This window comes from Streptomyces laculatispora, assembly GCF_017353455.1.
Classification (GTDB): Bacteria; Actinomycetota; Actinomycetes; order Streptomycetales; family Streptomycetaceae; genus Streptomyces; species Streptomyces laculatispora.
Window position 1 is genome coordinate 1 of the sequence record NZ_JAFMPZ010000185.1, and the last position, 26,335, is coordinate 26,335.

Sequence of the window (26,335 nt, forward strand, 5' to 3'; positions counted from 1 at the left end):
GATCGGGGCGCCAGCGGTAGCCCCACCCGCCCCACTGACGCGGCGTGACCCGGGGCACGAACTCCGCGCCCACCACATGGGTGAGCAGGATCCGGCGGCGCGGCAGTCCCATGTGGCCGCAGCGCACTTCGAGGGCGTCGCCATCGACCCGCACGGCCACGTTCACGAAGGCGAGCGTGCCGAAGAGCATCAGCAGTCCGGCCGCCATGCAGCCGATCACCGACATCAGCAGCGGCGCGATGCCGGAGGTCCAGGTGGAGCTCACGGCGAGCTGGATGCCGAGCGCCAGACAGGCGGCGCCCGCGGCGGCGAGCACCCACTGGGTTCGGTTGGTGGCCCGGCCGGTCCAGACCGCCGAGTGGGAGTCGGCTCTGGTGGGCCTCGGTTCTCGGGGATGGTCCCTCATGCCAAGCAGCGTACTGAAGAAACCGCGCGGCGGAACGGGTCCAACGGCTCCCGTCGGGTCGTCGGACGGTCAGCGGGCGGGGCTGACCACCACGAGCCGAAGCCCTTCCTGGTAGGCCAGAGCGGCTTCGGGCATCTCGGACTCGCGGCCGCCGAGGAGCACGACGAGTCCGGTGCCCGGTTCGGCCGACGGAGCGGGTACAGCCCCGATCCGGCGCAGTGCCTGGGCCGCGACGGCTCCGGCGGAGCCGTGCAGGACCACGGGGGCCCGGCCCGGCTGCCGCACGGCGTCGCGGATGCGCTCGGCGACCAGCTCGTAGTGGGTGCAGCCCAGCACGACGGCCTGTACGTCGGGCGGGGTGAGTGCGGCGGCCGCGGCGAGGGCCCGGTCGATCCCCGCTTCGTCCGCGTACTGCACGGCGTCGGCGAGACCGGGGCAGGGGACCTCGGTGACGGCCGCGGAGCCGGCGAAGTCCCTGATGAGTGCCCGCTGGTACGGGCTGCCCGTGGTCGCCGGCGTGGCCCAGATCGCGAACGGGCCGCCGGCTGCCGCGGCCGGCTTGATCGCGGGGACGGTGCCGATGACCGGCAGGGCGGGTTCGAGCTCCGCCCGCAGCGCCCCCAGCGCGTGCACGGAGGCGGTGTTGCAGGCCACGATCAGTGCGTCGGGCCGGTGGGCGGCGGCCGCGCGTGCCACCGCGAGCGCGTGGGCCGTCACGTCTTCGGGGGTGCGGGGGCCCCAGGGCATGCTGTCGGGGTCGGAGGAGAGCACCAGATCGGCGTCCGGCCTCAGCCGGCGTACTGCGGCGGCGGCGGCGAGCAGGCCGATTCCGGAGTCCATGAGCGCGATCTTCACCCGGTCACCATAGTCGACCACCCTTGCGGTCCCCACTCAGTGGGGCAGACTTCGGCCAATGACCGCCATTGTCTGGATCGCCGTGGGTTCCCTCGCCGCGTGGGTGTGGCTGCTGCTGGGGCAGGGGTTCTTCTGGCGGACGGACCAGCGGCTGCCGGACCGCGCGGCCCCCGGGGAGTGGCCGTCCGTCGCGATCATCGTCCCCGCACGTGACGAGGCGGACATGCTCCCGGTGAGCCTGCCGTCGCTGCTGGCGCAGGACTATCCGGGGAGGGCCGAGATCTTCCTGGTCGACGACTGCAGCAAGGACGGCACCGGGGATCTCGCCCGTGCGCTGTCCGTCCGGTACGGAGGACTGCCGGTGACCGTGGCGTCGCCCGGGGAGCCCCGGCCCGGCTGGACGGGCAAGCTCTGGGCCGTGCGGCACGGCATGGCGCTGGCACGGGCCCGGGACCCGGAGTACCTGCTGCTCACGGATGCCGATATCGCGCACGAGCCGGACAGCCTGCGGGAGCTGGTGGCGGCCGCCGGGTCGGGCGGGTTCGATCTGGTCTCGCAGATGGCGCGGCTGCGGGTGGAGAGCACCTGGGAACGGCTCGTCGTACCGGCCTTCGTGTACTTCTTCTCGCAGCTCTACCCGTTCCGGTGGGTGAACCGGGCGGGGGCGCGGACGGCGGCGGCCGCGGGCGGCTGCGTACTGGTGCGGACCGAGGCCGCGGTACGGGCGCGGGTGCCGGAGTCGATCCGGCAGGCGGTGATCGACGATGTGTCGCTGGCCCGTGCGGTGCAGCGCAGCGGCGGCCGGATCTGGCTGGGGCTCGCGGACCGGGTGGACAGTGTGCGGCCGTATCCGTGCCTGGCCGACCTGTGGCAGATGATCTCCCGGAGCGCGTACGCCCAGCTGCGGCACAGCCCGCTGCTGCTGCTCGGCACGGTGCTGGGGCTCGCGCTCGTCTACCTCGCGCCGCCCGTGACGCTCGTGGCGGGACTGCTGGGCGGCGATCCGGCGGCCGCCTGGGCGGGTGGCGTCGCCTGGGGCGTGATGGCCGGGACGTACATGCCGGTGCTGGGGTACTACCGGCAGTCCCTGTGGCTGGCACCGCTGCTGCCGTTCACCGCACTGCTGTACCTGCTGATGACGGTCGATTCGGCGGTGCAGCACTACCGGGGCCGCGGTGCGGCCTGGAAGGGGCGTACGTACGCCCGTCCCGAGGCCGCACCGGACCGGTGAACGGCAGGCTCACTTGCGGCCGGGGGTCCAGTTCATGCCCCAGCCGTAGGCCTGGTCGATGGTGCGCTGCGGGCTCACTCCGCGCTGCGGCACGAGGTAGCGGGCTTCTCGCTGCACGGTGAAGTCGCCCCCGTTGTTGCTGATGAGCGCGAGTGCGCAGACCGTGGACGGGACGGTGCACTCGTCGAGCGAGAAGTCGATCGCGGCGCCGTGCTGGGGCTGAAGGGTCACCGTCGCATGCAGGTCGGCGAAGCTCCGGGCCCCTTCGTAGATCGTGACGAAGATCAGGATCCGGCGGATCCTGGCCTTCTGGTCGAGGTTGATGGTCAGGTTCTCGCCGGAGGCGACGGCGCCGGTCCGGTCGTCGCCGTCGAGGTGGATGTACGGCGGCTGCTGAAGGGCGCCGAAGGCGTTTCCGAGCGCCTGGACCACTCCCTTGCGTCCGTCGGTCAGTTCGTAGAGAGCACAGAGGTCAAGGTCGAGATCCGCGTGGTTCGCGACGGCCCTGCCGAGCTTGCTGCCCCACCCCTTGAACTGCTTGCGCACCTCCCAGTTGAGATTGACGCGCATGGATCCCGAAGTGCCGCCCTGCTTCGCGAGCGAGACCGACGGCGCTTCCTTGGTCAGCGTCACCTTGGTGAGCCGGACGGGCTGGGTGACGGGAGGTGCGGGGGGTACGGGAGGCGTCATCGGGGCGGCGGCCGGCTGCGGTGGCGGCATGGAGGCAACCCGTGTCGCCGGGTTGGGCTGTTGGGGTTGCGGAGGCATTTGGGGCTGAGGGGCCGTTTGCGGCTGCTGTGGTTCATCGACGGAAATCCCGAAGTCCGTGGCAAGGCCTTCGAGTCCGGTCCCGTATCCCTGGCCCACGGCCCGGAACTTCCAGGAGCCCTGGCGCCGGTAGAGCTCGCCGAGGATGAACGCGGTCTCGACCGTGGCATCGGCGCTGTCGAACCTGGCCAGCTCGGAGCCGTTCGCCGTGTCCATGATCCGTACGTACAGCCCTGTCACCCGGCCGAACGTGCCGCCGTCCGACGAGGCGGCCAGCACGATGCGGTCGACGACGGGCTCCACCCGTGCCAGATCGACGGCCAGGGTGTCAGTGGTCGCACCGCCGGCGACCCGCTTGCCCTCGTGGCTCACCGCACCGGACGCGTGGCCCGGCTGGTTGTAGAAGACGAAGTCCGCGTCGCTGCGTACCTTTCCCGAACCGAGGAGAAGGAGCGCCGAGGCGTCCACGTCCGGTGTCCCGGGGGCGGTGCGCCACCCCAGTTCGACGCGCACGGCCTGTGCCGCCACTGGAACATTGGTTCCTTTTAGCATGGTCATGCTCGCCCCCATCACGAGTCCGGCTGCCGAGACCTTTCCCGGTCAACCTAATGCCCTCCTACCGCAGAACCCACAGCGGCACCGGGAGGCGTCCCGGCATCCGCCGGTAACCCCCCGTACAGCGGACCGCCCGCCAGCCTCCTCGCCGCGATCGCGCCCCGGATGCCGGAGGACTGTCACTCATGACGTCCGCCGCACAACACCCTGGCCACCGGGGGCCTTTCCGCTCCCCGACCCGAGCTCCAGCCACAGGTCGGCGAACCGGTCGAGCAGCCCGGCCGCAGCTGTCACATCGTCCGTCAGCGGCCGGTCGGCCAGCTCCGCGTCGAGCACCGCATCCGCCAGCCCGAAGGCCCGGCCGACGGGCAACGCCGGGTCGAGCCGCATGTCCCGCTGACGCAATGCCCTCACAGCCGCGACGAGTTCACAACCCACGACAAGCCGGTACGCCCCGCACGCCCGCAACGTCTGACGGGCCGCGAGCGAGGCGAAGCTCGCCTGCTCCTCGACACCACGCGAGAGCACCGTATGACCGAGGGACGCGGGCGCGGAGAAGGCCCGCAGATCACCGAGGGCCGCCCCGGCCGCGTACTCGAGGATCATCACGCCCGACGACGCCGGTGCGCCGTCCGCGAGGAACGGCCGCAGCCGGGTGAAGCCCGGTTCGTTCAGCGTGGACAGGCGCGAGGTCGACAGACGCGCCACCTGTGTCACCGCCAGCCTGAAGTGGTCGAGGGACAAGGCGAGTTGGGCGATGTAGAAGCCGCCGTGGTGGTAGGCCGCCATGTCGTCCGCCGAGATCAGCGGGTTCTCGGCCGCCGCGTTGATCTCGACCGTGAGCACGTCTTCGAGCGCGTCCGCCGCATCGTGCGCGGGCCCGTGGATCTGGGGCACACAGCGGAAGCCGTACGGGTCCTGGATCCGGCCGAGCGGCGGCGTGGGGCGGTCGGGGGCGCCGAGCAGCGCCCGCATCCGCTCCGCGACCGCGTACGAACCGGCGTGCCGCCGCGCCTCGTGCACGGGCAGCGCGTACGCCTCGTACGAACCGTCGGTCGCCATCAGGGACAGCGCCGCCACCACCTGTGTGGCCGCGATCAGGCCACGCAGCTCGTACAGGGCGAGCGCGGACTGACCGAGGGTGAGCGCGTTGCTGCTGATCAGGGCAAGGGCGTCGTTGTTGTCGAGGGGCTGCGGGCCCGGGGCCGCACCCGGCCCCTGCCAGGGGTGTTCGCCGGCCAGCGCGAGGCCCATCTGCGCGAGCGCGGCGATGTCGCCGGTGCCGACCGAGCCGAATTCGTTGACCTTCGGGTAGGCCCCCGTCCCCAGAGCCTCGCAGAGCGCCGTGACGATCGTCGGGCGCAGACCGGCGCCTCCCGCGAGCAACTGGTTGGCGCGGACGGCGAGCATGGCGCGGACCTGCCGCGCGGGCAGCTCCTCGCCGATCGCCCCGGCGTGGCTGCGCAGCAGTCGCAGACCGTGGTCGGCGGCCGCCTCCGTCGGTACCGGCTCATTCCGGTTGGCACCCACACCGGTGGAGCGACCGTAGACGCGACCCCACGAGGCGATTTCCCGAGCGGCGTTCCACGAGGCCTCCACGCGCTTCATCCCGTCCGCGCCCGGAACGGGCTTTGCGGTGGATTCGGCCATGCGTACGACATCTGCAACCATCAGTCCGCGGCCGTTCAGGACGACAACCGAGTCACTGTCGCCCGTCACTCTGTCCGCGATATGAGACGACATCATTCGCAATTCCTCCTCAACCGGAAGCACCGTCTTGCCCTACGGTCAGTCGCCACCAGGGATTCACACCTGAACGGCGACTGACTATTGACAATCTATTCAGACACCAAGAACTCTGCATGATGATATGCAGCCGGGCAAGGGACTTCACATGATCCAATTCGATACGGTCAACAAGCGCTTCCCGAACGGCACAACCGCGGTGCACGACCTCACCCTCGAGATGCCGGAAGGGGGAGTCACGGTCCTTGTCGGATCTTCCGGTTGCGGCAAGACAACGACGCTCCGCATGATCAACCGGATGGTCGATCCGACCTCCGGGACGATCAGAGTCAACGGCAGGGATGTCCTGGAGCAGGACGCCGCCGAGTTGCGCCGCTCCATCGGCTATGTGATCCAGCAGTCGGGGCTCTTCCCCCACCGCACGGTCCTCGACAACATCGCGACCGTGCCGCTGCTGCTCGGCTGGGGCCGCAGGAAGGCGCGGACACGGGCGGCGGAACTCCTGGAGACGGTCGGCCTCTCCGCCGACGCCGGGAAGCGCTACCCGCACCAGCTCTCCGGCGGCCAGCAGCAGCGGGTCGGTGTGGCCCGCGCGCTCGCCGCGGACCCGCCGGTGCTCCTGATGGACGAGCCCTTCGGTGCTGTCGACCCCGTGGTGCGCACCCAGCTCCAGGACGAACTCCTACGCCTTCAGCGGGAGTTGAGCAAGACCATCGTCTTCGTCACGCACGACATCGACGAGGCCGTCCGGCTCGGCGACCGTATAGCCGTCTTCCGCACCGGTGGCCATCTCGTCCAGTGCGCCGGCCCGGCCGAACTGCTGGCCCGTCCCTCGGACGCGTTCGTCGCGGACTTCCTGGGCGCGGAGCGCGGCCTGAAGCTGCTGTCCCTGACCACACTGACGGAGGTCGCCCAGGGGCCCGCCCCCAAGGGCACCCGCTGGCAGCTGGCCCTCGACGCCGCCCGCAAGCCGCTGGCCTGGCGCGACACCGAGACGAAGGCGCAGGCCCCGGTCCGGCCGCTGCGCGACACGGACTCGCTCCTCTCGGCGCTCAACGAGTCGATCGCCGCGCCGAGCGGACTGGTCGCCCGCATCGACGCGGAGGGCGTCCTGACGGGTGTGACGTCCCGCGAGGACATCCACGACCACGCGGGGCGCGTCCACAGCGAGGCAAGCACGGTGGCCGCATGAGCGTCGACTGGTCGTGGATATCCGACCACACCGGTGATCTCACCACCCTGGCCCTCTCCCACCTCCAGGCCGCCCTCACCGCCGTACTCCTGGGCCTGCTCATCTCGCTCCCCCTGGCCGTCCTCGCGCACCGGGTGCGCCGGCTGCGCGGACTCCTCCTCGGGCTGTCGAACATCCTGTTCACCATCCCGTCCATCGCCGTCTTCGTGCTCCTCCTGCCGGTCAGCGGGCTCACCCGCACCACCACCGTCATCGGCCTGACGATCTACACGCTCGTCGTGCTCCTGCGGAACACGGTCGAGGGTCTGGACTCCGTCCCCGCCAGGACCAAGGAGGCCGCGAAAGCCATGGGCACCCGGCCGCTGCGCACCCTGCTCACCGTCGAACTCCCCCTCGCGCTCCCCGTGATCATGGCGGGCGTGCGGATCGCGACGGTGATGGCCATCTCCCTCGTCTCCGTGGCCACGTACATCGGCGACGGCGGACTCGGGCAGCTCTTCACGGACGGGTTCCAGCGCAACTTCCCCACCCCCGTGATCGTCGGCGTCGTCCTGACCCTGCTCCTCGCGCTCGTCGCGGACGCGGCTCTCGTCGCCCTCCAGTACGTCCTGACCCCCTGGACCCGCCGGCAGAAGCAGGGGGCCTGAGCGCTCATGTACGAACTCTTCAAGGACCTCGGCGCCTGGCTGGTCAGCGGTGAGCAGTGGACCGGGCCCGACGGCATCGGGCACCGCCTCGCCGAGCACCTCCAGTACTCGCTGCTCGCCACCCTGATCGCCGCCGCCATCGCGCTGCCGATCGGCCTGCTCATCGGACACACCGGACGCGGTGCCTTCCTCGCCATCAACCTCTCCAGCTTCGGGCGCGCGCTGCCCACCGTCGGACTCGTCGTGCTGGTCTTCCTCGCCAGCGGGCTCTCGATGTGGCCCGTCTACATCGCCCTCGTGGCGCTCGCCGTCCCCTCCATCGTCACCAACACCTACGCCGGGATGACCGCCGTCGACCCCGAGGTACGGGACGCCGCGCGCGGCCAGGGGATGCGCTGGCACCAGGTCCTGCGCCAGGTCGAACTGCCTCTCGCGCTCCCCCTGATCATGACCGGGCTCAGGCTCGCCCTCATCCAGGTCGTCGCGACGGCCACCATCGCCGCGTACGTCTCCTTCGGCGGGCTCGGCCGGTACGTCTTCGACGGGCTCGCCCAGCGCGACCTCGTGCAGGTGCTCGGCGGTGCCGTGCTCGTGGCGGTCGTCGCCGTCGTCCTCGATCTCGCGCTGTCCGCACTGCAGCGCGCCCTCTTCCGTCACCGCCCCGCCAAGTCGGCCCAGGAGCACACACGATGAACCGCAGAACTCTCCTCGGCGGCCTCCTCGCCGCCGCCTCCGTCCCGGCGCTCGCCTCCTGCAGCGGCGGCGTCACCTCACTCGACGGGCAGGGGTCCGGCGGCGGAGGCGGAGGCTCCAGCAAGGACGGGGTCACCATCGGCACCGCCAACTTCACCGAGAACCAGGTCCTGGGGCACCTCTACGCCGCCGCGCTCGAAGCGGCCGGAGTGAAGACCACGGTCCGCCCCAACCTCGGCACCCGCGAGATCCTCCTCCCCGCCCTCAAGGGCGGCGACATCGACCTCCTGCCCGAGTACCAGGGCGCCCTGCTGCACTACCTCGACACCAAGGCCACGGCCACGGAGGAGGGCGAGATGCAGAACGCCCTCGCCATGGCCCTGCCGAACGGCCTGCAGATCCTGCCCTACGGCCGGGCCGAGGACTCCGACGCGTTCGTCGTCACCCGGAAGACCGCCGACACGTACGGTCTCACGTCCCTCGCCGATCTCGCCCGGCACAACGGGAAGCTCGTCATCGGCGCGGCCCCCGAGGTCAAGAAGCGCACGGTGGGAGCAGTGGGCCTCAAGGACGTGTACGGCGTGGAGTTCAAGGAGTTCAAGTCCCTCGACTCCTCGGGACCGCTGGTCAAGGGCGCCCTGAAGAAGGGTGACGTGGACGTCGCGAACCTCTTCACCACGGACACCGACATCGCCGCCGAGCACTGGGTCGTCCTCACCGACCCCAAGAACCTGGTCCCCGGCCAGCACATCGTCCCGCTCATCGCCGACCGCAAGGCCGACTCGACGGTCCGCAAGGCACTCGCCCGGCTCGGCAGCGCGCTGACGACCGAGGACCTCACCGAGCTCAACCGCCTGGTGGACAAGGACAAGAAGGACCCGCAGGACGTCGCGAGCGACTGGGCGGCGCGGCACGGGATCAAGTAGCGGCCACTGCCGCACAGCAGGACACACCAACGAGAGGCCGGGTAACCGAGTCATGGCAGCTGAAGACCTGGTGGAGCGGCGCTCCATCGACGTCGTCCCGGACGGCGAACGGCACGGGACAGCGTTCAGTCAGTTCACCCTCTGGCTAGGCGCGAACCTGCAGATCACCGCGGTCGTCACCGGCGCGCTCGCCGTCGTCTTCGGCGGCGACGTGGTGTGGTCGGTGGCCGGCCTCCTGCTGGGCAATCTGCTCGGCGGCGCCGTCATGGCCCTGCACTCCGCGCAGGGCCCGAGGCTCGGCCTGCCCCAGATGATCCAGTCCCGCGCCCAGTTCGGGGTGCGTGGCGCGGTCGTTCCCCTCCTCCTGGTCGTCCTCATGTACGTGGGCTTCTTCGCGAGCGGCAGCGTCCTCGCCGGGCAGGCCACCGCCGAGCTCACGCACACGAACGACACCACCGGCATCATCGTCTTCGCGGTGGTCACCGCGGTGGTGGCGGCGGTCGGCTACCGGGTGATCCACGTCCTGGGACGGGTGGCGAGCGTGGTCTGCGCGCTGGCCTTCATCTACCTGGGCATCCGCCTCCTGGACCGCGTGGACCTGTCGGCGCTGCTCGGCGACGCGCACTTCGATCTGCCGGTGTTCCTGCTCGCGGTGTCGCTCTCGGCATCCTGGCAGCTCGCCTTCGGGCCGTACGTCGCGGACTACTCGCGCTATCTGCCGCGTACGACGTCGGGCCGGGCCACCTTCTGGTGGACCCTGTCCGGGTCGGCCATCGGCTCGCAGTGGTCGATGACGTTCGGGGTGCTCGTGGCGGCGAGCGCGGGGGACGCGTTCCTCGCCAACCAGGTCGGATACGTGGTCGGCCTGGGCGGTGCGGGCCTGATCGCGTCGTTCCTGTACTTCGTGATCGCGTTCGGCAAGCTGACCATCAACGTGCTCAACACCTACGGCGGCTTCATGTCGATGGTGACCGGCATCAGCGGATTCCGCGGCCAGAAGACACTGTCGCCGCGCGGCAGGGCCGCGTACATCGCGGTGATCATGGTAGCGGGAACGACAGTGGCGCTCCTGGGCAAGGACAGCTTCCTGACGTCCTTCAAGGACTTCCTGCTGTTCCTGCTGACGTTCTTCACGCCGTGGTCGGCGATCAACCTGGTCGACTACTACCTGATCTCACGGGAGCGGTACGACATCCCGGCGCTGTCCGACCCGGGGGGACGCTACGGCGCCTGGCGCTGGGACGCCCTCACGGTCTACGGGGTGGGCGTCCTCGCCCAGCTCCCGTTCCTCGCGACGCACTTCTTCACGGGCCCGCTGGTGGATCCGCTGGGCGGCGCGGACATCTCCTGGATGGTGGGTCTGGCGGCGCCCGCGATCCTGTACTGGCTGCTGGCCCGCCGCGACACCTCACACGTCCCGCAGGAGACGCGCTACGCCCTCGTGCCTCCCCGGTAGCCCCCGCCGTCGCCTTCTCCGTGGCTCCGGAACGGGCCTGCAGCCTTCGGGGCCGGCATGCCGCTCCCCCGCTGTTGAAGACAATGCCGGTCCGGTTCGTCAGACAATGCGGGGGATGGCCTCGGAGCTGTTGGTGGCCCAGTTGGTGACGATGGGCTTGTCGACGTTGGCGGCCTCGGGGAGCTTGAGCTCGGCGGGGTTGGGGTCGTCGTCGGTGGTCGCGATGATGACGCTCTCGAATTCCTTGCCGTCATTGTTGTTGGTGGTCTTGGGGCTGATGCCGGTGTACGCGACGTTGGAGCCGGTGAGCTTGATGGGGTCCTCGCCCCCCTGTCCGACGGGGGAGGCGACGCCGTCGGCGCCGGAGCCGAAGGAGACGCTGGGGGTGTTGACGTCCAGGTAGCAGGTGATCCCCGACTTGGCCTTGGCGGTGACGAGGTAGTAGCCCCCGGCCTGGGACTCCGAGGTGAGCGTGAGATCCAGGTCGTTGGTGCCGCAGGCCTGCCCGTAGCCGCTCTTCCCGCCGTCGTCGGAGTCGGTCTTGCCGGTGGAACCACCGGTGGACTTGGAACCGCCGGTGGAGCTGGAACCGCCGGTGGAGGAGTCGCCGGCGGAGGGGCTGTCGCTGGAGGAGCTGTCGCTCCCGCCGCTGCCGTCGGAGGCGACGGTGGAGGGGGCCGCGGAGCTGCCGGTGTCCGTGGGGTCCTCGGGGCCGCAGGCGGTGGCGGTGGCGGCGAGGGCCGTCACTGCCGCGGCGGCCAGGACGAGACGGGCGGCGAGACGCGAACGCATTATGATCTCCAGCGGCTTTGAGTTGCGGTGTTTCCTGCTGACACCGACAACACTAGGGCCGAGTCGATCCTGAAATGATCCTGTAAATGTCCAGGTTCTGTCTCAGCAACCTCGGTTCCAGGAAACGGCATTGGATCACACCAACCGCAGCTCAGGGGCCATGTCCGTGACCGAGCGTCAGAACTGCGTCGAGGCGTGACGAGGCGGTGCCGACGGGCCGGGACCCAGAACCGCGACCGGCCGGCGTCGCCCCGAACCCCACCAGAACGCGGCCCGATTGCCTTGACGAAACCCATGGCCCCGCCGGGTGCTCCTGCCGTCAGGGTGGGATCCCTACCGCCCCTCGCCCCGGCCCGTGGCCAGCCGGTCGGCGAATCCGGCGAACCAGACCAGCATGTCGGGCCGGGTCACGGCGCCTTCCGCACTGACCTCGGTGACGCGGGCACCCTGGAGGATGCGTTTCACCGGGACCTCCAGCTTCTTGCCCGTGAGGGTGCGGGGCACGGCCTCGACGGGGACGACGGCGTCCGGGACGTGCCGGGGCGACAGACTCTGTCTGATCGCCCCGACGATCTCGTCGCGCAGGGCGTCGTCGAACCGCTCCCCTGCCGCGGGCACCACGAAGAGCGGCATGTAGTAGCGGCCGTCGGGAAGTTCGGCGCCGATGACGAGGCTGTCCGCGACTCGCGGCAACCGCTCGACGACGGCGTAGAGGTCGGCCGAGCCCATCCGTACGCCCATGCGGTTGAGCGTGGAGTCGGAGCGTCCCGCCACCACGACGGAGAGGTCGGCATCGACGGTGACCCAGTCGCCGTGCCGCCAGACGCCCGGATAGACGTCGAAGTAACTGCGCTTGTAGCGCTCGCCGTCGGGGTCGTCGACGAAGTGCAGCGGCATCGACGGCAGGGGGGCCGTGACCACCAGTTCGCCCTGTTGCCCCACACGCGGCTGCCCCGTGGCGTCCCAGGAGGCGAGGGCGACGCCCAGAGCGGGTCCCGAGATCCGGCCCGTGCGCACCGGCAGCAGTGGGGAACCGCCGGCCAGGACGGAGCAGATGTCGGTGCCGCCGCAGATCGACTGGAGCCGGGCACCGGGGGCGAGGCGGTCGCGGGCCCAGTGCCAGGTGCTGTCGGGCATCGCCGAGCCGGTCTGCAGGATGGTCCGCACCGCACCGAGGTCCGTCTCGCTCGCCGGGCGGGCGCCCGCCTTCTCCGCCGCTGTCAGATAGGCGGCGCCGACGCCGACCACCGTGGCGCCGGTGCGTTCGGCGGTCCGCCAGACCCCGTTGATGTCGGGATGGGCGGGGCTGCCGTCGTACAGGACGAGCGTGCTTCCGTGCAGCAGCCCCCCGACCATGAAGTTCCACACCATCCAGCTGGTAGAGGTGTGAAAGAGGTAGCGGTCGTCCGCGCGCAGGTCGACGCCGAGCCCGAGCGCCTTGAGCAGTTCGACGACGATCCCGCCGTGGCCGTGCACGATGCCCTTCGGCACGCCGGTGGTCCCCGAGGACCACAGGATCCACAGCGGGTGGTCGAACGGGACGTCGGCGAAGACCGGCCGGGCCCTGCGGTCGGCCAGTTCGGTCCACCCGTGCCGGGCCACATCCGTCCGCCCCGGCCAGGCCGGACCGGCCCCGGACGCGTACAGCCGGTCGACGGCGACCAGATGGCGGACCGTGGGCAGGCCGTCCAGGATCTCCGCGACGTGCGGGCGCCGGTCGTACTCCTTCCCCCCGTAGCGGTAGCCGTCCGCTGCCACCAGGACCGTCGGCCGCGCCTGCCGCAGCCGGGCGATGACGCTCGACGTGCCGAAGTCCGGCGAGCAGACCGTCCAGGTGGCGCCGACGGCGGCCGTGGCCAGAAGGGCCACCACGGCCTGCGGGATGTTCGGCAGATACCCGGCGACGCAGTCCCCGGGGCCCACGCCCATCTCGCGCAGGGCGGCGGCCACGCCCGCCACTTCGTCGCTGAGCCGGTCCCACGAGGTCTCCACGGGCTCGCCGGTCTCGGACACGGCGATGAGTGCGGGACGTGCGTCGGTGGCGTGAGCGAGGCACTGCCGCGCGAAGTTCAGCCGTGCTCCGGTGAACCAGGTCGCGCCGGGCATCGCCGCGTCGGCGAGCACCTCGTCGTAGTGGCTGACGGCGTCCAGGCCGTAGTACTCCCACACCGCCGACCAGAAGGCCGCGAGATCGTCGGTGCTCCACCGCCACAGTGCGTCGTAGCCGGTGAACGACAGGCCGCGCTCTGTCTCCAGCCACCGCAGGAAGCCTGCGATGTTGCCGGCCGGCGCGCTCATGCCGACGCCTCGGGTTCCGAAGCCGTACGGCAGCCGACGGCGTCGAGGAAGTCCACTGCCTGCGGCCAGTCCTCATAGCCGGATGCGGGGTTGAGGTGTCCGACCGGGCCGAGGTCGACCAGCCGGCTACCCCAGGCGCGGGCCAGTCCGGCGACCCGCTCGAAGCGGGCCAGGGGGTCGTTCGTGCTCGCCGCGACCGTGCTGGGGAACGGCAGCGGGGTCCGGGGTGTCGGGAGCCAGCCGTTCTCACGCAGGGTCTCCGGTCCGGGATGGCCGTCGGGCAGTGGGGTGTGGAAGTCCGGTGGAGTGGCGAGCAGCGCGAAGCGCACCTGACGGTGGTGCCGGGCCGCCCAGTGGACGGTGGTGAGCACTCCGGCGCTGTGCGCGACGAGCACCACCGGTCCAGCGATGCCGGACAGTACGCCGTCGAGGGTGGCGACCTGCGCGTCGCGGCTGAGCCTGGCCTCTGTCAGGGGCGGCACGGTCACGGCGCCGGGGAGCCGGGCGGCGAGTGCCGTCTGCCAGTGACCGGAGACGTGGTCGCGCAGGCCGGGAACGATCACGACCGTGGGCGCGGGGGCGGGGTTCATGTCTGGAGCTCCGTTTTCCTGAGGGCCACGGCCTCGGCCGTGATCGGGACGAGGCCCTTGTCGTAGTGGCGTCCGCCGAGGGCGAAGGCCAGGCCCGCCACGACCGAGACGAGCGGGATCACCTGGAGTGCGGCGTGCAGGCCCATGCGGTCGGCGAGCATGCCGGTCACCGCAGGGCCCGGTGCCAGGCCCAGCAGACTGTTGGCGAGGGTGAGCGTGGCCAGGGCCGTCGCCGCGACGGCGGCGGGGGTCAGGCTCATCACCATGGCGGCCGCCGGTCCCGCGGTGGCGTTGGACAACAGCGTTCCCGCACCGATGAGGAGGAGTTGCGCCGCACCGGGCGGGAGTTGGAATCCTCCCGTGAGCAGCACCAGTGACCCGACGCTGCAGAAGACGGCGACGGTCCACTTCAGGTGCCGGCTCCTGCGGCCGAGCCGGTCGCAGACGAGGCCGCCGCCCACCATGCCGATCCCGGTGACGAGCGCGAAGACCCCCGCGGCGAGCCCGGCCCTGTCAGGTGGCAGGCCGTAGTAGCGGTCGAGGTAGCTGGGCATCCAGGCCATCAGCGCCATCGCGAGGAACATCTGCAGCCCGCTGCCCACGTAGGCGCACAGCACGGAGACGGAAGAGAACAGCCGCGGCAGCAGCTTGCGCACCGGGTCCCGCGCACCCGGTGCGGTGCTGGGGCCGACGCCGGCGGATGCCAGTTTCCGCTCGGTCACGACGACGCCGTACACCGCGGCCAGGACCAGGCCGAACAGGCCCATGACGCCGAATGTCCAGCGCCATCCGAGGTGTTGGGCGACCACCCCGCCGATCGACACTCCGAGTACGGATCCGAAGGCGCCGCCCGCGATGAACGCTCCGGAGAGCGTGGCCCGCAGGCCCACCGGGAACACGCTCAGCACCACCGCGATGCCTACGCTCCCGTACGCCGCCTCGCCCACGCCGACCATGAAGCGGCCCAGGAACATCTGACCGTAGCTCGCGGCGAAGGCGCAGCCCAGGGTCGCCAGACTCCACACCCCCGCGGCCAGGACCAGGCTCCTGACCCGGCCCCAGCGGTCCGCCAGCAGCGACAGCGGGAAGGTCAGCAGGCCGACCATCAGGGCGACGATGCCGCTCAGGGATCCCAACTGGGCGTCGGAGAGCACCCATTCGGCCTTCAGCAGAGGGAACACGGCGTTCAGGACCTGCCGTGACATGTAGTCGGACAGAAGCAGTCCGAAGCTGAGGGCGAACACCAGCCACGCGTAACCGCGGTTCCGGCTCATCGGCTCAGCAGGGCCGGTCACCGGCGACGCCGGCTCGTTCCATCTTGCGGACGGCCGGCCAGTAGTCCTGGACGGCGTAGTGCTGGGTGGAGCGGTTGTCCCAGATGGCCACGCTGTTCGGCGTCCAGCGCCAGCGCACCTGGTACTCGGGGATCGCCGCCTGGCTGATCAGGTAGTTCAGCAGGAGGCTCGCGCCGGGGGCGTGGTCCTGGCCGAACCGCACGTTCTGCGGGGTGTGGTGGTTGACGAGGTGGGTGGTGAAGGCGTTGACGAAGAGGATCTTCTCCCCGGTCTCCGGGTGGGTGCGGACCACCGGGTGCTCGGGGTCCGGGTAGCGGGCCTTGAGCCGGTGGCGCTGGTCCGTCGTCATGACCGCGCCGAAGCTCGCCTCGATGCTGTGCCGGGCGCGCAGGTCCGCGATCTGCGCGCGGATGTGGCCGGGGAGCCTGCGGTAGGCCTCTGCCATGTCGACCCAGATCGTGTCGCCGCCCACCTCGGGCGTCTCGACGCAGCGCAGTACCGCGCCCATGGGAGGGTGCTCGCGCCAGGTCGCGTCGCAGTGCAGGGCGTTCTCGTAGTGCTCCGGCTTGCTGTCCAGGTCCTTGTAGATGCGAACGAGGCCGGGATGGTCGGGGTCGCTGCCCAGGACCGGGTGGTCCTCCAGCGGGCCGAGGCGGGAGGCGAACGCGACGTGCTCGGCGCGGGTCATGTCCTGGTCGCGCAGGAACAGCACCTTGTGCCGGAGCAGGAGTTGTTTGATCTCGGCGAAGAGGGCGTCGTCCCGGGCGGCGTCGCCGAGTTGGACACCGTGCAGCTCGGCTCCGAGGGTGCAGGTCAGCGGTTCGGCGTGGATGCGGGTTCGGGCGGAGGTGTGCGTCATGTGCGCTCTCCTGGGGCAACTCAGGGGGGACTCGGAGAAGTGGAGGAGTCAGGGAACTCGGCGGGATCAGGGAGTTCGGGGGCCAGGAACTCGCGGGATCCTCGCGGGATCAGGGAGTTCGGGGGTGGCGCGAACCGGCTGGATCAGGGAATGAGCACGGACGAACCCGTGGTGCGGCCCGATTCCAGTGCGCGGTGCGCGGCCACGGCGTCGCCGAGCGCGTAGCGCTGGTTGATACGGATCCGGATCCGGCCGGCGGCGACGTGGCCGAACAGCTCGCCGGCCAGCGCGTCGCGCTCCGCGGGGTCGGCGATGTAGTCGGCCAGCGCGGGGCGGGTCACGAACAGCGATCCGTGGATGGCGAGTTGCATCGCGTCCAGCGGCGGCACGCCGGACGCCGTGCCGAAGCAGACCAGCAGGCCGCGGCGGCGCAGCGCGGCCATGGACGCGGCGACGGTGTCCTTGCCGATGCTGTCCAGGACCAGGGGGACACCGACCCCGTCGGTCAGCTCCCGCACCCGCTCGGCGACGTCCTCACGGCGGTACAGGATGGTGTGGTCGCAGCCGTGGGCACGGGCGAGTCCGGCCTTCTCCTCGGTGGAGACCGTGCCGATCACGGTGAGGCCGAGCAGCTTCGCCCACTGGCTGACGATCAGGCCGACGCCGCCCGCGGCGGCGTGCAGCAGGATCGTGTCACCGGGCTTCAGCGGATGGATCCGGCGCAGCAGATACGCGGCGGTGAGGCCACGCATCGTCATCGCGGCCGCGGTCTCGCAGTCGATGCCGTCCGGCAGCCGGATGAGCGAGTCGGCGGGCATGATCCGTTCGGTGCTGTACGCGCCGAGCGGGCTGCCGGTGTACGTGACGCGGTCGCCCTCGGTGACGTGGGTGACTCCCCCGCCGACGGCCTCGACGACACCGGCTGCCTCGACTCCGAGGCCCGCGGGCAGCGGGGCCGGGTACAGGCCGGTGCGGAAGTAGGTGTCGGCGAAGTTGAGTCCGACGGCCTCGTGCCGGACGCGGACCTCGCCGGGGCCCGGATCGCCGACGGTGACGTGCTCCTGGCGCAGGACGTCGGGGCCGCCGGTCTCGTGGAAGCGGATGGCGTGTGCCACGGGATGCTCTCTTCGTTCGGCGGTGGTCAGCGGGCGGTGTCGCGGAGCATGAAGCCACGCTGTCCGGGACGCCGGTTGGGCACCATGCCGAGCCGGGCCAGGGTCTGGTCGCTGTCCTCGTAGTACTCGCCCAGGTGGTAGATCTTCCCGGCCTCCGCGCCGCTCGCGATGTCGCGGCCGAGGGCGTCGGCGATCCGTACCATCTGCTCGACCTGCCGCACGGAGCTCATGGGCTCGCCCTTGCGGGCCCACAGGTTGTCCTCGTTGCCCACGCGGACGTGCACCCCGAGGGCGATGGCAACGGCGTTCATCGGGGCGACCGCGCGCATCGAGGACTCGATCGTGAGGACCGCGCCGTCGGGGACGCGGCGGACGAACTCGATCAGGTCGGCGGGGTGGCGCCCGGCGAACCCGCCGCCGATCGCTACGTAGTTGAGGACCAGCGGGCCGGTGTACACACCGCTGCGGATCAGTCGCTCGACGGTCTCCAGCTGTGCCAGGGTGGCGAGTTGGAAGTGCGGCTGGATGTCGTTCGCGTGCAGGCGCTTCAGGTGTTCGAGGTAGAAGTCGGGTCCCGCCTCGACGACCATGTCGCGGTAGGCCTGGTAGTAGTCGGGCTTGGCGATGGAGGTGCCGGCCAGGTCGTCCTCCGACATGATCTCGACGATGTTCATCTGGCTGGTGTTGATGGCGATCGTCACCTGGTCGGGGCGCGGAGTGAGCTCGGCGAGCAGGTGGCGCGTGTCGTAGCTCAGCCACTTCGCCTCGGCGCCCTCGTCCTCGGGGGCGAACGAGATGGAACCCCCGATCTGGAGGACCATGTCCGGTACGGCCTCGCGCAGCCGCCCGAGCAGTTCGTTGAACATGGACATGCGCTTGGAGCCGTGGCCGTCCAGTTCACGTGCGTGGATGTGGAGCACGGTGGCTCCGGCGTTGTAGCAGTCGACCGCGGCCTGCACGTGCTCGTCCATGGTCAGGGGGAGGTCGTCGGCGTCACCGGGAAGCCACTCCGGGCCGTAGGGAGCGGCCTGGATGACCAGCTTCTCCTGGTTCTCGGGCAGCAGGGAGTCATCGAGGAAGTGCATGGGGTCATCTCCTGGTAGGCGGATGCGGCGGACAGGCCGCTGGAAACCGAACTCCAACGGGCCCGACTCGCGTGCTCCGCAAGGGCGTTACGGGCGAATCCGTGGTGTCCCTTGCGTTACCGCCACGTTAGGAGCGGGTTACGCGCCGCGCTTTACCCGAGGTGACAGGAGACTTGTCAGTTGGGGACAGGCGCCTCGGCCGCCCGGCAGGCGCGCCACTCGCGCGCGCTGGTGCCGAACCGGTCGCGGAACCATCGGGAGAAGGCGCTGGGGGCCGAGAAGCCGAGCAGGCCGGAGATCTCCGTCAGGGAGCGGCGCGGGTTCGCCACCAGCTGCTCGGCGAGCTGGGTGCGTGTGGCGTTGACGAGCGAGGAGAACGTCTCGCCGGATGCGGTCAGATGCCGGTGAACGGTCCTGCGGTCGACGCCGAGACTGCCCGCGACCTGCTCGATCGAACAGCGCCCGGTCGGCAGCAGGACCTCGATCAGCTCCCGCACCCGGTCCAGCTCGGTGGCGTCCGCGGTCACCGCGAGGGACTCGAAGTACTGGCGGGCATAGCCGCGCAGCAGGGGGTCCGCCATTTTGTTGGGGGTGTCGAGTTCGGTGGTGTAGAGGACGATTCCGTTGAATTCCCGGTCGAATTCCACCACGGGCCCGAAGTAGCGACGGTGGGCCGCCGGCTCAGTGGGTGCGCCGTGCGTGAAGCACACGGACACCGGCTGCCAGCGGGCGCCGAGGAACACCCGCAGAAAGCCGACGAAGGTCCCCATGGCCAGCTCGACGGCCTGTCGTGCCTCGCGCACCTCGCCGAGTTCCAGGCCCAGCTTCACGGTGGCGATCCCGTTCGCCTCGGTCAGCCGGCTGCGGAGCAGTTCGTTGTACATGCGCTCGTGGCGCACCAGGAGGGCGAGGGCGCTGCGCACATCGGGCTCCTCGCGCAGCACCAGGCTGATGGGCCCGAGGTTCGAGAAACGACGGCGCTCGGCGAGGAGCAGGCCGAAATCCTCACACCGGGACGCCGAGGCGGAAAGTTCGAGGAGTTCGGTGACGGCGACGCCGGAGATCCACCGGTCCTGGACTGCGAGACCGACCGGATCGAGGCCCACGCGTTTCATGAGCGCGCGCGGGTCGACACCGAGGGACTGGCTGAGCTCTACGTAGCTGCTCAGAGCGGCATTGCGGACCAATGGCTTCATCGGGCACTCCAGGGCTTTGTCCCCAATTGATAAGTCACCTGCCCCGCCAGGTCAAGCATTGTGTTCTGACGTGACCTAGCGTGGCACCACCGCGCGGCCCCATGGAATTCCGGCGGAAGACACTTTGGCAAAGTCCTTGCTTCTTGAACAGCCCTCATTGCCGGTCCGAATTCGCGGATGGATCGAGAGGCTCGCACTCGCGGTTTCGTGAGATTCACCGACAGAGAACCTACGCGGAAGGGAGACGTATCGTGCGTGGCCGATCGACCGGGACTCCACACCGGCCCTGCATGGGTCCGGCCGTATGGCGCGGCCCGGATCTGGCGCGCTCCCGCGACTGGGTCCAGCACCTCACGCCGTCCCGGCTCGACGAGCTGGACGCGGCCGTGCGGGCGGTGCGCACACGGGGGACCCCGCTCCTGAAGGTGACCGCCGAGCATTTCCCCCTGCCGGGCCTGGCCGAAGACCTGGCCCGCGCCGCGGATGAGCTGGAGAACGGCCGGGGCTTCGTACTCGTACGGGGCATCCCGGTGGAGGGCTACGGCCCGGCGGCGCTCGGCGTGCTCCTCTGGGGCCTGGGCCGGCATCTCGGCATTCCGGTCTCGCAGAACACCACGGGGCACATGCTCGGCCGCACGGGCACCGCAGAGGACGGCCGTGAGGACCTCGCTGCGCAGGCATTGCACACCGACGAGGCCGACGCGGTCGCTCTGTTGTGTCTGCGTAAGACCCGCACGGCACTGACCAGTTCGGCGGCGGTCCACAACGCGGTGCGGGCACACCGGCCCGAGCTGCTCGACTCTCTGTACCGCACGCATTTCCTCGTCCACGAGGAGCCGGATCCCCCTCAGGTCCCCTGCCGGGCCGTGCCCCTCGCCCACCGTGACGGGGAGAGATTCAGCCTGCGCTACGACCGTCGCCGTCTGGAGTCGGCGCAGCACCGGGCCGACGTGCCGCGTCTGTCCCCGGCCGAGGTGGAACTGTTCGACCTCATCGACGCCGCGGCCCACTCCCCGGACCTCCGGCTCGACCTGGACCTCGCCCCGGGGGACCTGCTGCTGCTCAACAGCCACGCGGTCCTGCACTCCCTCACGGCCCCCGCCCCCGTCCCCGCACGCGCACCGGGGCCTCAGGCACTCCGGTTGTGGCTGACACCGCATCGGCCCCGCACACTGCCGCGGGGCTTCTGGGGCGACGCGCCCTCCGCTGCCGGCGGCCGCGGAGGGGTCGCGCCCCTGGACGTGATCACCCCGCAGACACCTACGACAAGGAAGCCGCATGACCGAGCTGTTCGCACTCCTGGCCCGATCCGTCCGGTCCCACGCTGACCGGACGGCCGTGCGGCAGGGCGGGACCACTGTCACCTACGCACAACTCGACGACATGACGGCCAGGTTCGCGGCGCTGCTGCGGAACCGCGGGGTACGCGCGGGCGACCGCGTGGCGGTCGCCCTGCCCAACGTCGTCCACTTTCCCGTGGTGTACTACGGCGTGCTGCGCGCCGGCGGGGTCGTGGTCCCGGTGAATCCGCTGCTGAAGTCGGGCGAGATGGCGTTCGTGCTCCGCGACTGCGGTGCCCGGCTCCTGGTGGCCTCGCCCTCCTGCTCCGCCGAGGCCGGACCGGCGGCGGCTCGGGCCGGAGCAGAGTGCCTGGTCGCGGACCCGGTGACGTTCGCAGCCCTGCTGGGCTCGGTCCCGCCGATGGCCGGGGCGGCCGGCAACGCGGCCGACGACACCGCGGTGATCCTGTACACATCCGGTACCACCGGGACTCCGAAGGGCGCGGAGCTCACGCACCGCAACCTCGTGAGCAACGCCCTGACCACGGCACGGACGCTGCTGTGCCTGGGCCCGGACGACGTCCTCTTCGGCGGACTCCCGTTGTTCCACGCTTTCGGGCAGACCTGCGCCCTGAACGCCGCGATCGCGTCGGGGGCCTGCCTGTCCCTGCTGCCGCGGTTCCGCGCGGCCGATGCGCTGGAGACGCTGCGCCGGGAGGAGGTGACTGTCTTCCTGGGCGTACCCACGATGTACAGCGCGTTGCTCCGGAACGGAGTCGGTCAGGCCCTGCCGCGATTGCGTCTGGCGGTCTCGGGGGGCGCGTCGCTGCCCGTCGAGCTGTTGCACGCCGCCGAGCGGGAACTGGGCGTCACCGTCCTGGAGGGCTACGGCCTCTCCGAGACGTCCCCTGTGGCCTGCTTCAATCCACCGGATCGCCCCCGCAAACCCGGCTCCATCGGTCTTCCTGTTCTTGGTGTCGAGCTCCGGCTCGTCGGGACCGACGGCGGGGTGGCCGGCCCCGGCGAGGTAGGAGAGCTGGCGATCCGGGGCGAGAACGTCATGAAGGGGTACTGGAACCACCCGGACGACACCGCGGGCGCCTTCCGGGACGGGTGGTTCCACAGCGGCGATCTCGCCCGCGTCGACGAGGACGGCTACTACTTCGTCGTCGACCGCAAGAAGGACCTCGTCATCCGCGGCGGCTACAACGTCTACCCGCGTGAGATCGAGGAGGTGCTGTACCGGCACCCCGACGTCACCGAGGCCGCGGTCCTCGGTGTGCCCGATCCGGTGCACGGTGAGGAGATCGCCGCCGCGGTCGTTCTCCGGCCCGGCGCCCGCGCCACGACGGACGACGTGCGCGACTACGTACGGGAGCGGGTGGCGGCGTACAAGTACCCGCGGATCGTGAGGTTCGTCGACGCGCTGCCGAAGGGGGCAACCGGCAAGATCCTCAAGCGGGACATCCTGATCACTCCCCCGAACCCCTCGGACGCCTGACCGTCACACCGCCCGGCCCGGGGCCGATGACCGCTCCGGGCCGGGCGGGAGGTCGTCAGACCCCGCGCGGTACGGTGCCAAGTCCAGCCATGACAACGAGACCCGTGCGCCGGGCCACTACGGCGTGGGGGGGCTGGGTCCAAGGGGCACCCTTCTACGGTGGGACCGGCTTGACCGGCGACATACCCGTCTCGTTCGCGGTCCGGCCTCTCCCCATTCTCGTTTGATAACAGATTTACCAGTGGTACCAGCCAAGTCCCGTACGGCTTCCGCACGCCGCCCAGGCTTCGTCGGCCGGTGTTCCCGCGACCGGGCCCTCCACCCCGTCAGCAGCGGGCGGCGCTCGCCGGAAGGGCGGAGCGGAAGGCTCCGCCGAGCTGCCTGAGCCCCTCGTTGGGCTGGACGATCACCTTGGTGCCCATGTATTCGGCCTGGCTCCACACGCACCAGTACTGGTTGGTGCGGTTCCAGGCCGAGCGTACGGAGGGGAGGTTCTGTCTCTTCACGTCATCCGTGCCGTTCAGATAGCTGCCACGGCGGCCCGTGCCGTCGGAGTATTCGTAGAGACAAAAGTGGTCGATCGAGCAGACCGCTGTGGCTGCGGCCGACTGGGGAACGGGGGAGGCAACGGCGGCACCGGCAGGCAGGAGAAGAGCTGCTGCGGCGACGATGGACACGGTGATACGCATGGCGATCCTTTCGGGGACGTTGCGAAGAGAGCGTTTCGGATACGTAAAGGATCACCAATCAAACGCAACTTCGACAATTCCCTGAAAGTGTGCATTTTTCTGGGAACCAATTCGGTGGAGACGGTCGTTACGGCACCGCGCCCAGCCGGTTGAGTGCCGCCGCCGACAGGGCCGTGATCGCCGCCGGGAGCGATGTGCGGATGTCCGGGGCGAAGTGCGGTGAATGGTTCGGGGGTATCTGGGCGGGAAGGGCCGCCGCCCACTGTTTGGGACCCGTCGTGCCCAGCATCCAGTAGGCCAGGAGGATTCCGGATTCGCCGTGTACGGCCAGGCCCGCATCGCCGTAGAGCGGGAAGTCCTCGGCGGCCATCGACGCCGGCCAGCTCGCGACGCGTTCCGGGCCGTACAGGGAGGTGTGCACGGCCCGGATCGCCTCCGTCGTGTGCGGGTCGACGCGGAGCGCCGGGGAGCGGGACAGAGTCGTCAGGTCCGGGGCGCGAGGGCAGGCGGAGGCCGCGCACTCGGCCCGGACGATGCGGTCCACCGCCGCCAGCGCGCGGTCCAGGGTTTCGTCGGTCGTAGCGCGCAGGCCGATGCCGAGTTCCGCCGTGTCCGGGACCACGTTGACCGCCGTGCCCGCCCTCACCGTGCCGATGGTGAGGGTGAGTTGATCGGACGGAGCCGTCTCGCGAGAAGTGATCGTCTGGAGACGGGTGATCACGGCCGCCGCCGTGATCACTGGGTCGACCGTGAGGTGCGGGGTCGCGGCGTGGCCGCCGCGGCCGTGAAGAACGACGTTCAGGGCGGCGCTCGCGGCGGCCATCGGGGCGTACGGGCCGCCGTGGGCGATCATTCCGGCGGGCAGCGGCGCCGCGTGCTGGGCGAGCACGGCGTCCGGCCGGCCGCAGCGTTCGTACAGGCCGTCCGCCAGCATCGCGCGGGCCCCCGTCAGCGTCTCCTCGGCCGGCTGGCCGACCACGACCAGGGTGCCGCGCCAGTGGGCGGTGGTGCGGGCCAGCAGGTCGGCGGCGCCCGTAGCGGCGGCCAGATGAAGGTCGTGGCCGCAGGCGTGCATGGCACCGTTCCCGCTGGCGTACGGCAGGCCCGTCCGCTCCGTCAGCGGCAGAGCGTCGAGTTCGGCGCGCAGGTACACGCGGGGGCCGTCGCCGTTGTGCAGGACGCCCGCGACGCCGTGACCTCCGATACCGCGGATGACCTCGAATCCGATGGCGGCCAGCCGGTCCGCGAACAGGGCGGCCGTGCGGCTCTCCTCGCCCGAGAGTTCCGGGGTGCGATGAACGTCCAGGTAGAGGGTGAGCGCTGGGCGTACCGCCGGGGCGGAGTGGGTGAGGGCGAGGTGATCGGCGGTCACGGAACTCCTTGGACGAGGGTGGGGCGGCCCGCTGGCGTCACGTGCCAGCGATGTGTGAGCGCGCGGCATGCCGAACGGTGAGCGGTCGGCGGTGGAATGGGGCGTACACCCCACGCAGGCGGCCTTCCCCGTCCCGGGGGCCCGATCCGGAGGAGACACCCATGAACAAGGACCTGAGCACCCTCGCCGACGAGATCCTGGAGCTCGAGGCCGAGACGTTCGAGATCTCCGACTACTCGGACGCCAGCGAGGTCGTGCTGGCGGGTTCCACCAGCACCAGCTCGACCTCGACGTGCAGCTCCACCACCAGCACCACCTCCTGCTCCGCCTGACCCGTAGTCGGTCAGGCCGCAGGGCGCGCCCGGTATCCGTTCGCTCGACGGGTGCCGGGCGTTTCCGTGCCCCGGCGGCGGTGTTACGGGAACGGGTGCGGCACCATCCGGATCTCGGCTTCCGTCAGGTCCGTCGTACGGTGGCCGCCGCGCCGCAGTGCGGTGCGCAGCCGGGGCATCAGCGGGGCCCGCTGCCTGTTCCAGCCGAAGTCGATCGGCAGGAGCCCGGGGACCAGGGTGCTGACGGTACGCAGGCCCATGCGTGCCTGCTCCGGGGTGGTCTGGTCGACCGCGATCACGTCGTGGCCGGCTGCCGCGAGTTCCCCGACGACCGCCCGTACGTCGTCGCTGAGATCCCCCGTGCGGGGGCGCCCCGTGGTCTCCCACCGCCGGTAGACCTCGTCGAAGGGGCGTACCGCGAGCGGTTCCAGATAGCTGCGGGCGTACGCGGCCATCCTGGGCAGCCCGTACAGCTGGGCGTGGTCCTTGAGGTGGCGCACGCGGTGGAAGTCGTCGGCCATGGCCTCCAGTTCACCCAGCCGCTCCTCGGTCTGCCGGGCCAGATGCGGGATGTAGGTGAGGACTTCCGAGAGGGCGCCCTCCACGGCTGACCGGGGGTCCAGCGAGGCGGCCGCCGCGAACGACAGGGTGCCGGGGCCTCCGTCGCGGCGTACGGCGACGGCGGTGGCGACGGGGATCGCCAGATCGACGCGGTTGTCCAGGACGTGAACGTCGTAGCCCTGGAGTGCTGCCCGTTCGGCCATGGCGGCGGCGGTGGGGCCGCCCACGGTCGCGAGGTCGATCTCGGTGAGGCGGGCGTTGCCGTACCAGGCGTTCAGGAACCCGTCGCGTTCGACGAGTTCGAGGAGGCCGCCGAGGACCGCCTCCTCCAGGCAGCCGCCGATGGCGCAGCCGTTGGAGCATTCGAAGACGAAGTTGTCCGCTGCCAGCCCGGCGCTGTAGTAGACGAGGCGGGAGGGGACCAGGACCGGGCGGTCGTCGCGCAGGGACCAGCCCCACTCCCAGGGGATGGCGCGGTCCGGGTCGAAGGGATCGACCAGGGGGTCGTCGCGGTAGGTGCGCGGGTCGTAGAAGCCGCAGGTGGCGGGGTCCACGGCGTCGGCCTTGAGGGAGTTCCATGAACCGGTGACGGGGGTGGTGCGGCCCCGTCGGTGGGTTCCTGCGTAGCGCTCCAGACCCTCCAGGAAGGCCAGGGTGCGGCTGGTGGAGAAGGCGTTCTCCTGGCCGCTCCAGGTGACGTCGTTGAGCCCGGCGTAGCCGCGTACGAAGACACTGCCGGCGACCGGGGCGGTGGTCGGGGAGGTGACGTTCAGCCAGGTTCCGCCGCCGAGGGCCCCGCAGACCGGGTTGGCGAGGGCGTCCTCGGGGATCGGGTACGCGGAGGCGGCGCGCAGCCGGTAGGTGCCCGGGTCGGGTTTGGGTCGGGTCTCCAGGG

Annotated in this window: 23 protein-coding genes and 1 pseudogene; 9 read left to right on the forward strand and 15 right to left on the reverse strand. The window is 70.7% G+C overall.

The genetic code is table 11. From position 1 onward, the window contains the following. Nucleotides 1-406, reverse strand: a pseudogene (locus J1C73_RS10830) (hypothetical protein); the annotation flags it as partial. Nucleotides 407-475: 69 nt separating this feature from the next. Then, nucleotides 476-1,261: a glutamate racemase gene (locus tag J1C73_RS10835; protein WP_207316161.1), complete on the reverse strand. Its 786-nt coding sequence runs from the start codon at nt 1,259-1,261 to the stop codon at nt 476-478. A gap of 58 nt (nt 1,262-1,319) precedes the next feature. Between J1C73_RS10835 and J1C73_RS10840 the strand changes: the two genes are divergently transcribed. Then, the gene (locus J1C73_RS10840) at nt 1,320-2,492 is read left to right on the forward strand and encodes a glycosyltransferase (protein ID WP_207316162.1); all 1,173 of its coding nucleotides are present in this window, start codon (nt 1,320-1,322) and stop codon (nt 2,490-2,492) included. Between the two features lie 9 nt (nt 2,493-2,501). Here the strand turns inward: J1C73_RS10840 and J1C73_RS10845 are convergent, their stop codons facing one another. Both J1C73_RS10845 and J1C73_RS10850 read right to left on the reverse strand, forming a co-directional pair. Further along, entirely contained in the window at nt 2,502-3,830 is a 1,329-nt protein-coding gene (locus tag J1C73_RS10845) for a TerD family protein (RefSeq protein WP_207316163.1), read from the reverse strand. 168 nt (nt 3,831-3,998) lie between these two features. Beyond that, nucleotides 3,999-5,558, reverse strand: a complete 1,560-nt coding sequence (locus J1C73_RS10850) for an aromatic amino acid ammonia-lyase (RefSeq protein ID WP_207316181.1) — start codon at nt 5,556-5,558, stop codon at nt 3,999-4,001. A gap of 127 nt (nt 5,559-5,685) precedes the next feature. On the opposite strand from J1C73_RS10850, the gene J1C73_RS10855 reads away from it, so the two are divergent. From J1C73_RS10855 to J1C73_RS10875, 5 genes are read left to right on the forward strand one after another with little or no spacing between them, the layout of a single operon-like run. Then, nucleotides 5,686-6,753 carry an ABC transporter ATP-binding protein gene (locus J1C73_RS10855; protein ID WP_207316164.1) on the forward strand — a complete coding sequence of 356 codons (1,068 nt, stop codon included), beginning with the start codon at nt 5,686-5,688 and terminating at the stop codon, nt 6,751-6,753. Next, complete coding sequence (locus tag J1C73_RS10860; RefSeq protein ID WP_207316165.1) at nt 6,750-7,400, forward strand: ABC transporter permease; 651 nt, start codon at nt 6,750-6,752, stop codon at nt 7,398-7,400. The genes J1C73_RS10855 and J1C73_RS10860 overlap by 4 nt, the downstream gene beginning before the upstream one ends. Nucleotides 7,401-7,406: 6 nt before the next feature. Continuing rightward, on the forward strand, nt 7,407-8,093 hold the full coding sequence (locus tag J1C73_RS10865; RefSeq protein ID WP_207316166.1) for an ABC transporter permease: 687 nt from the start codon (nt 7,407-7,409) through the stop codon (nt 8,091-8,093). Next, on the forward strand, nt 8,090-9,019 hold the full coding sequence (locus J1C73_RS10870; RefSeq protein ID WP_207316167.1) for an ABC transporter substrate-binding protein: 930 nt from the start codon (nt 8,090-8,092) through the stop codon (nt 9,017-9,019). Before J1C73_RS10865 ends, J1C73_RS10870 begins: the two co-directional genes overlap by 4 nt. Nucleotides 9,020-9,071: 52 nt before the next feature. After that, nucleotides 9,072-10,475: a purine-cytosine permease family protein gene (locus J1C73_RS10875; RefSeq protein WP_207316168.1), complete on the forward strand. Its 1,404-nt coding sequence runs from the start codon at nt 9,072-9,074 to the stop codon at nt 10,473-10,475. Between the two features lie 99 nt (nt 10,476-10,574). Here the strand turns inward: J1C73_RS10875 and J1C73_RS10880 are convergent, their stop codons facing one another. From J1C73_RS10880 to J1C73_RS10915, 8 genes are all read right to left on the reverse strand, one after another. Beyond that, nucleotides 10,575-11,267: a DUF4232 domain-containing protein gene (locus tag J1C73_RS10880; RefSeq protein WP_207316169.1), complete on the reverse strand. Its 693-nt coding sequence runs from the start codon at nt 11,265-11,267 to the stop codon at nt 10,575-10,577. A 333-nt stretch (nt 11,268-11,600) separates the two neighbouring features. Continuing rightward, complete coding sequence (locus tag J1C73_RS10885; protein WP_207316170.1) at nt 11,601-13,565, reverse strand: acetoacetate--CoA ligase; 1,965 nt, start codon at nt 13,563-13,565, stop codon at nt 11,601-11,603. Then, on the reverse strand, nt 13,562-14,155 hold the full coding sequence (locus J1C73_RS10890) for an RBBP9/YdeN family alpha/beta hydrolase (RefSeq protein WP_207316171.1): 594 nt from the start codon (nt 14,153-14,155) through the stop codon (nt 13,562-13,564). The genes J1C73_RS10885 and J1C73_RS10890 overlap by 4 nt, the downstream gene beginning before the upstream one ends. After that, nucleotides 14,152-15,429: an MFS transporter gene (locus J1C73_RS10895; RefSeq protein WP_207316172.1), complete on the reverse strand. Its 1,278-nt coding sequence runs from the start codon at nt 15,427-15,429 to the stop codon at nt 14,152-14,154. Before J1C73_RS10895 ends, J1C73_RS10890 begins: the two co-directional genes overlap by 4 nt. Nucleotides 15,430-15,433: 4 nt before the next feature. Then, a complete protein-coding gene (locus J1C73_RS10900; RefSeq protein ID WP_123467253.1) occupies nt 15,434-16,309 on the reverse strand; it encodes a TauD/TfdA dioxygenase family protein in 876 nt (291 codons plus the stop codon). Nucleotides 16,310-16,452: 143 nt separating this feature from the next. Continuing rightward, on the reverse strand, nt 16,453-17,424 hold the full coding sequence (locus J1C73_RS10905; protein WP_207316173.1) for a quinone oxidoreductase family protein: 972 nt from the start codon (nt 17,422-17,424) through the stop codon (nt 16,453-16,455). A gap of 26 nt (nt 17,425-17,450) precedes the next feature. After that, on the reverse strand, nt 17,451-18,509 hold the full coding sequence (locus J1C73_RS10910; RefSeq protein ID WP_207316174.1) for a beta-keto acid cleavage family enzyme: 1,059 nt from the start codon (nt 18,507-18,509) through the stop codon (nt 17,451-17,453). A 176-nt stretch (nt 18,510-18,685) separates the two neighbouring features. Next, nucleotides 18,686-19,705, reverse strand: a complete 1,020-nt coding sequence (locus J1C73_RS10915; protein ID WP_207316175.1) for an AraC family transcriptional regulator — start codon at nt 19,703-19,705, stop codon at nt 18,686-18,688. Between the two features lie 290 nt (nt 19,706-19,995). Here J1C73_RS10915 and J1C73_RS10920 point away from each other — a divergent pair, with 290 nt between their 5' ends. Further along, on the forward strand, nt 19,996-21,033 hold the full coding sequence (locus J1C73_RS10920) for a TauD/TfdA family dioxygenase (RefSeq protein WP_207316176.1): 1,038 nt from the start codon (nt 19,996-19,998) through the stop codon (nt 21,031-21,033). Beyond that, the gene (locus J1C73_RS10925) at nt 20,984-22,486 is read left to right on the forward strand and encodes a long-chain-fatty-acid--CoA ligase (RefSeq protein WP_207316177.1); all 1,503 of its coding nucleotides are present in this window, start codon (nt 20,984-20,986) and stop codon (nt 22,484-22,486) included. The genes J1C73_RS10920 and J1C73_RS10925 overlap by 50 nt, the downstream gene beginning before the upstream one ends. A 326-nt stretch (nt 22,487-22,812) precedes the next feature. On the opposite strand, the gene J1C73_RS10930 is transcribed toward J1C73_RS10925, so the two are convergent. Both J1C73_RS10930 and J1C73_RS10935 read right to left on the reverse strand, forming a co-directional pair. Continuing rightward, a complete protein-coding gene (locus J1C73_RS10930) occupies nt 22,813-23,175 on the reverse strand; it encodes a peptidase inhibitor family I36 protein (RefSeq protein ID WP_207316178.1) in 363 nt (120 codons plus the stop codon). A gap of 127 nt (nt 23,176-23,302) precedes the next feature. Next, complete coding sequence (locus J1C73_RS10935) at nt 23,303-24,547, reverse strand: amidohydrolase (protein WP_307797662.1); 1,245 nt, start codon at nt 24,545-24,547, stop codon at nt 23,303-23,305. Between the two features lie 161 nt (nt 24,548-24,708). Between J1C73_RS10935 and J1C73_RS10940 the strand changes: the two genes are divergently transcribed. Then, nucleotides 24,709-24,879: a thiazolylpeptide-type bacteriocin gene (locus J1C73_RS10940; RefSeq protein ID WP_030757923.1), complete on the forward strand. Its 171-nt coding sequence runs from the start codon at nt 24,709-24,711 to the stop codon at nt 24,877-24,879. An 83-nt stretch (nt 24,880-24,962) separates the two neighbouring features. Here J1C73_RS10940 and J1C73_RS10945 read toward each other — a convergent pair. Then, nucleotides 24,963-26,335: YcaO-like family protein (locus J1C73_RS10945; RefSeq protein WP_207316180.1), on the reverse strand; the 1,373-nt coding region annotated here is incomplete at its 5' end.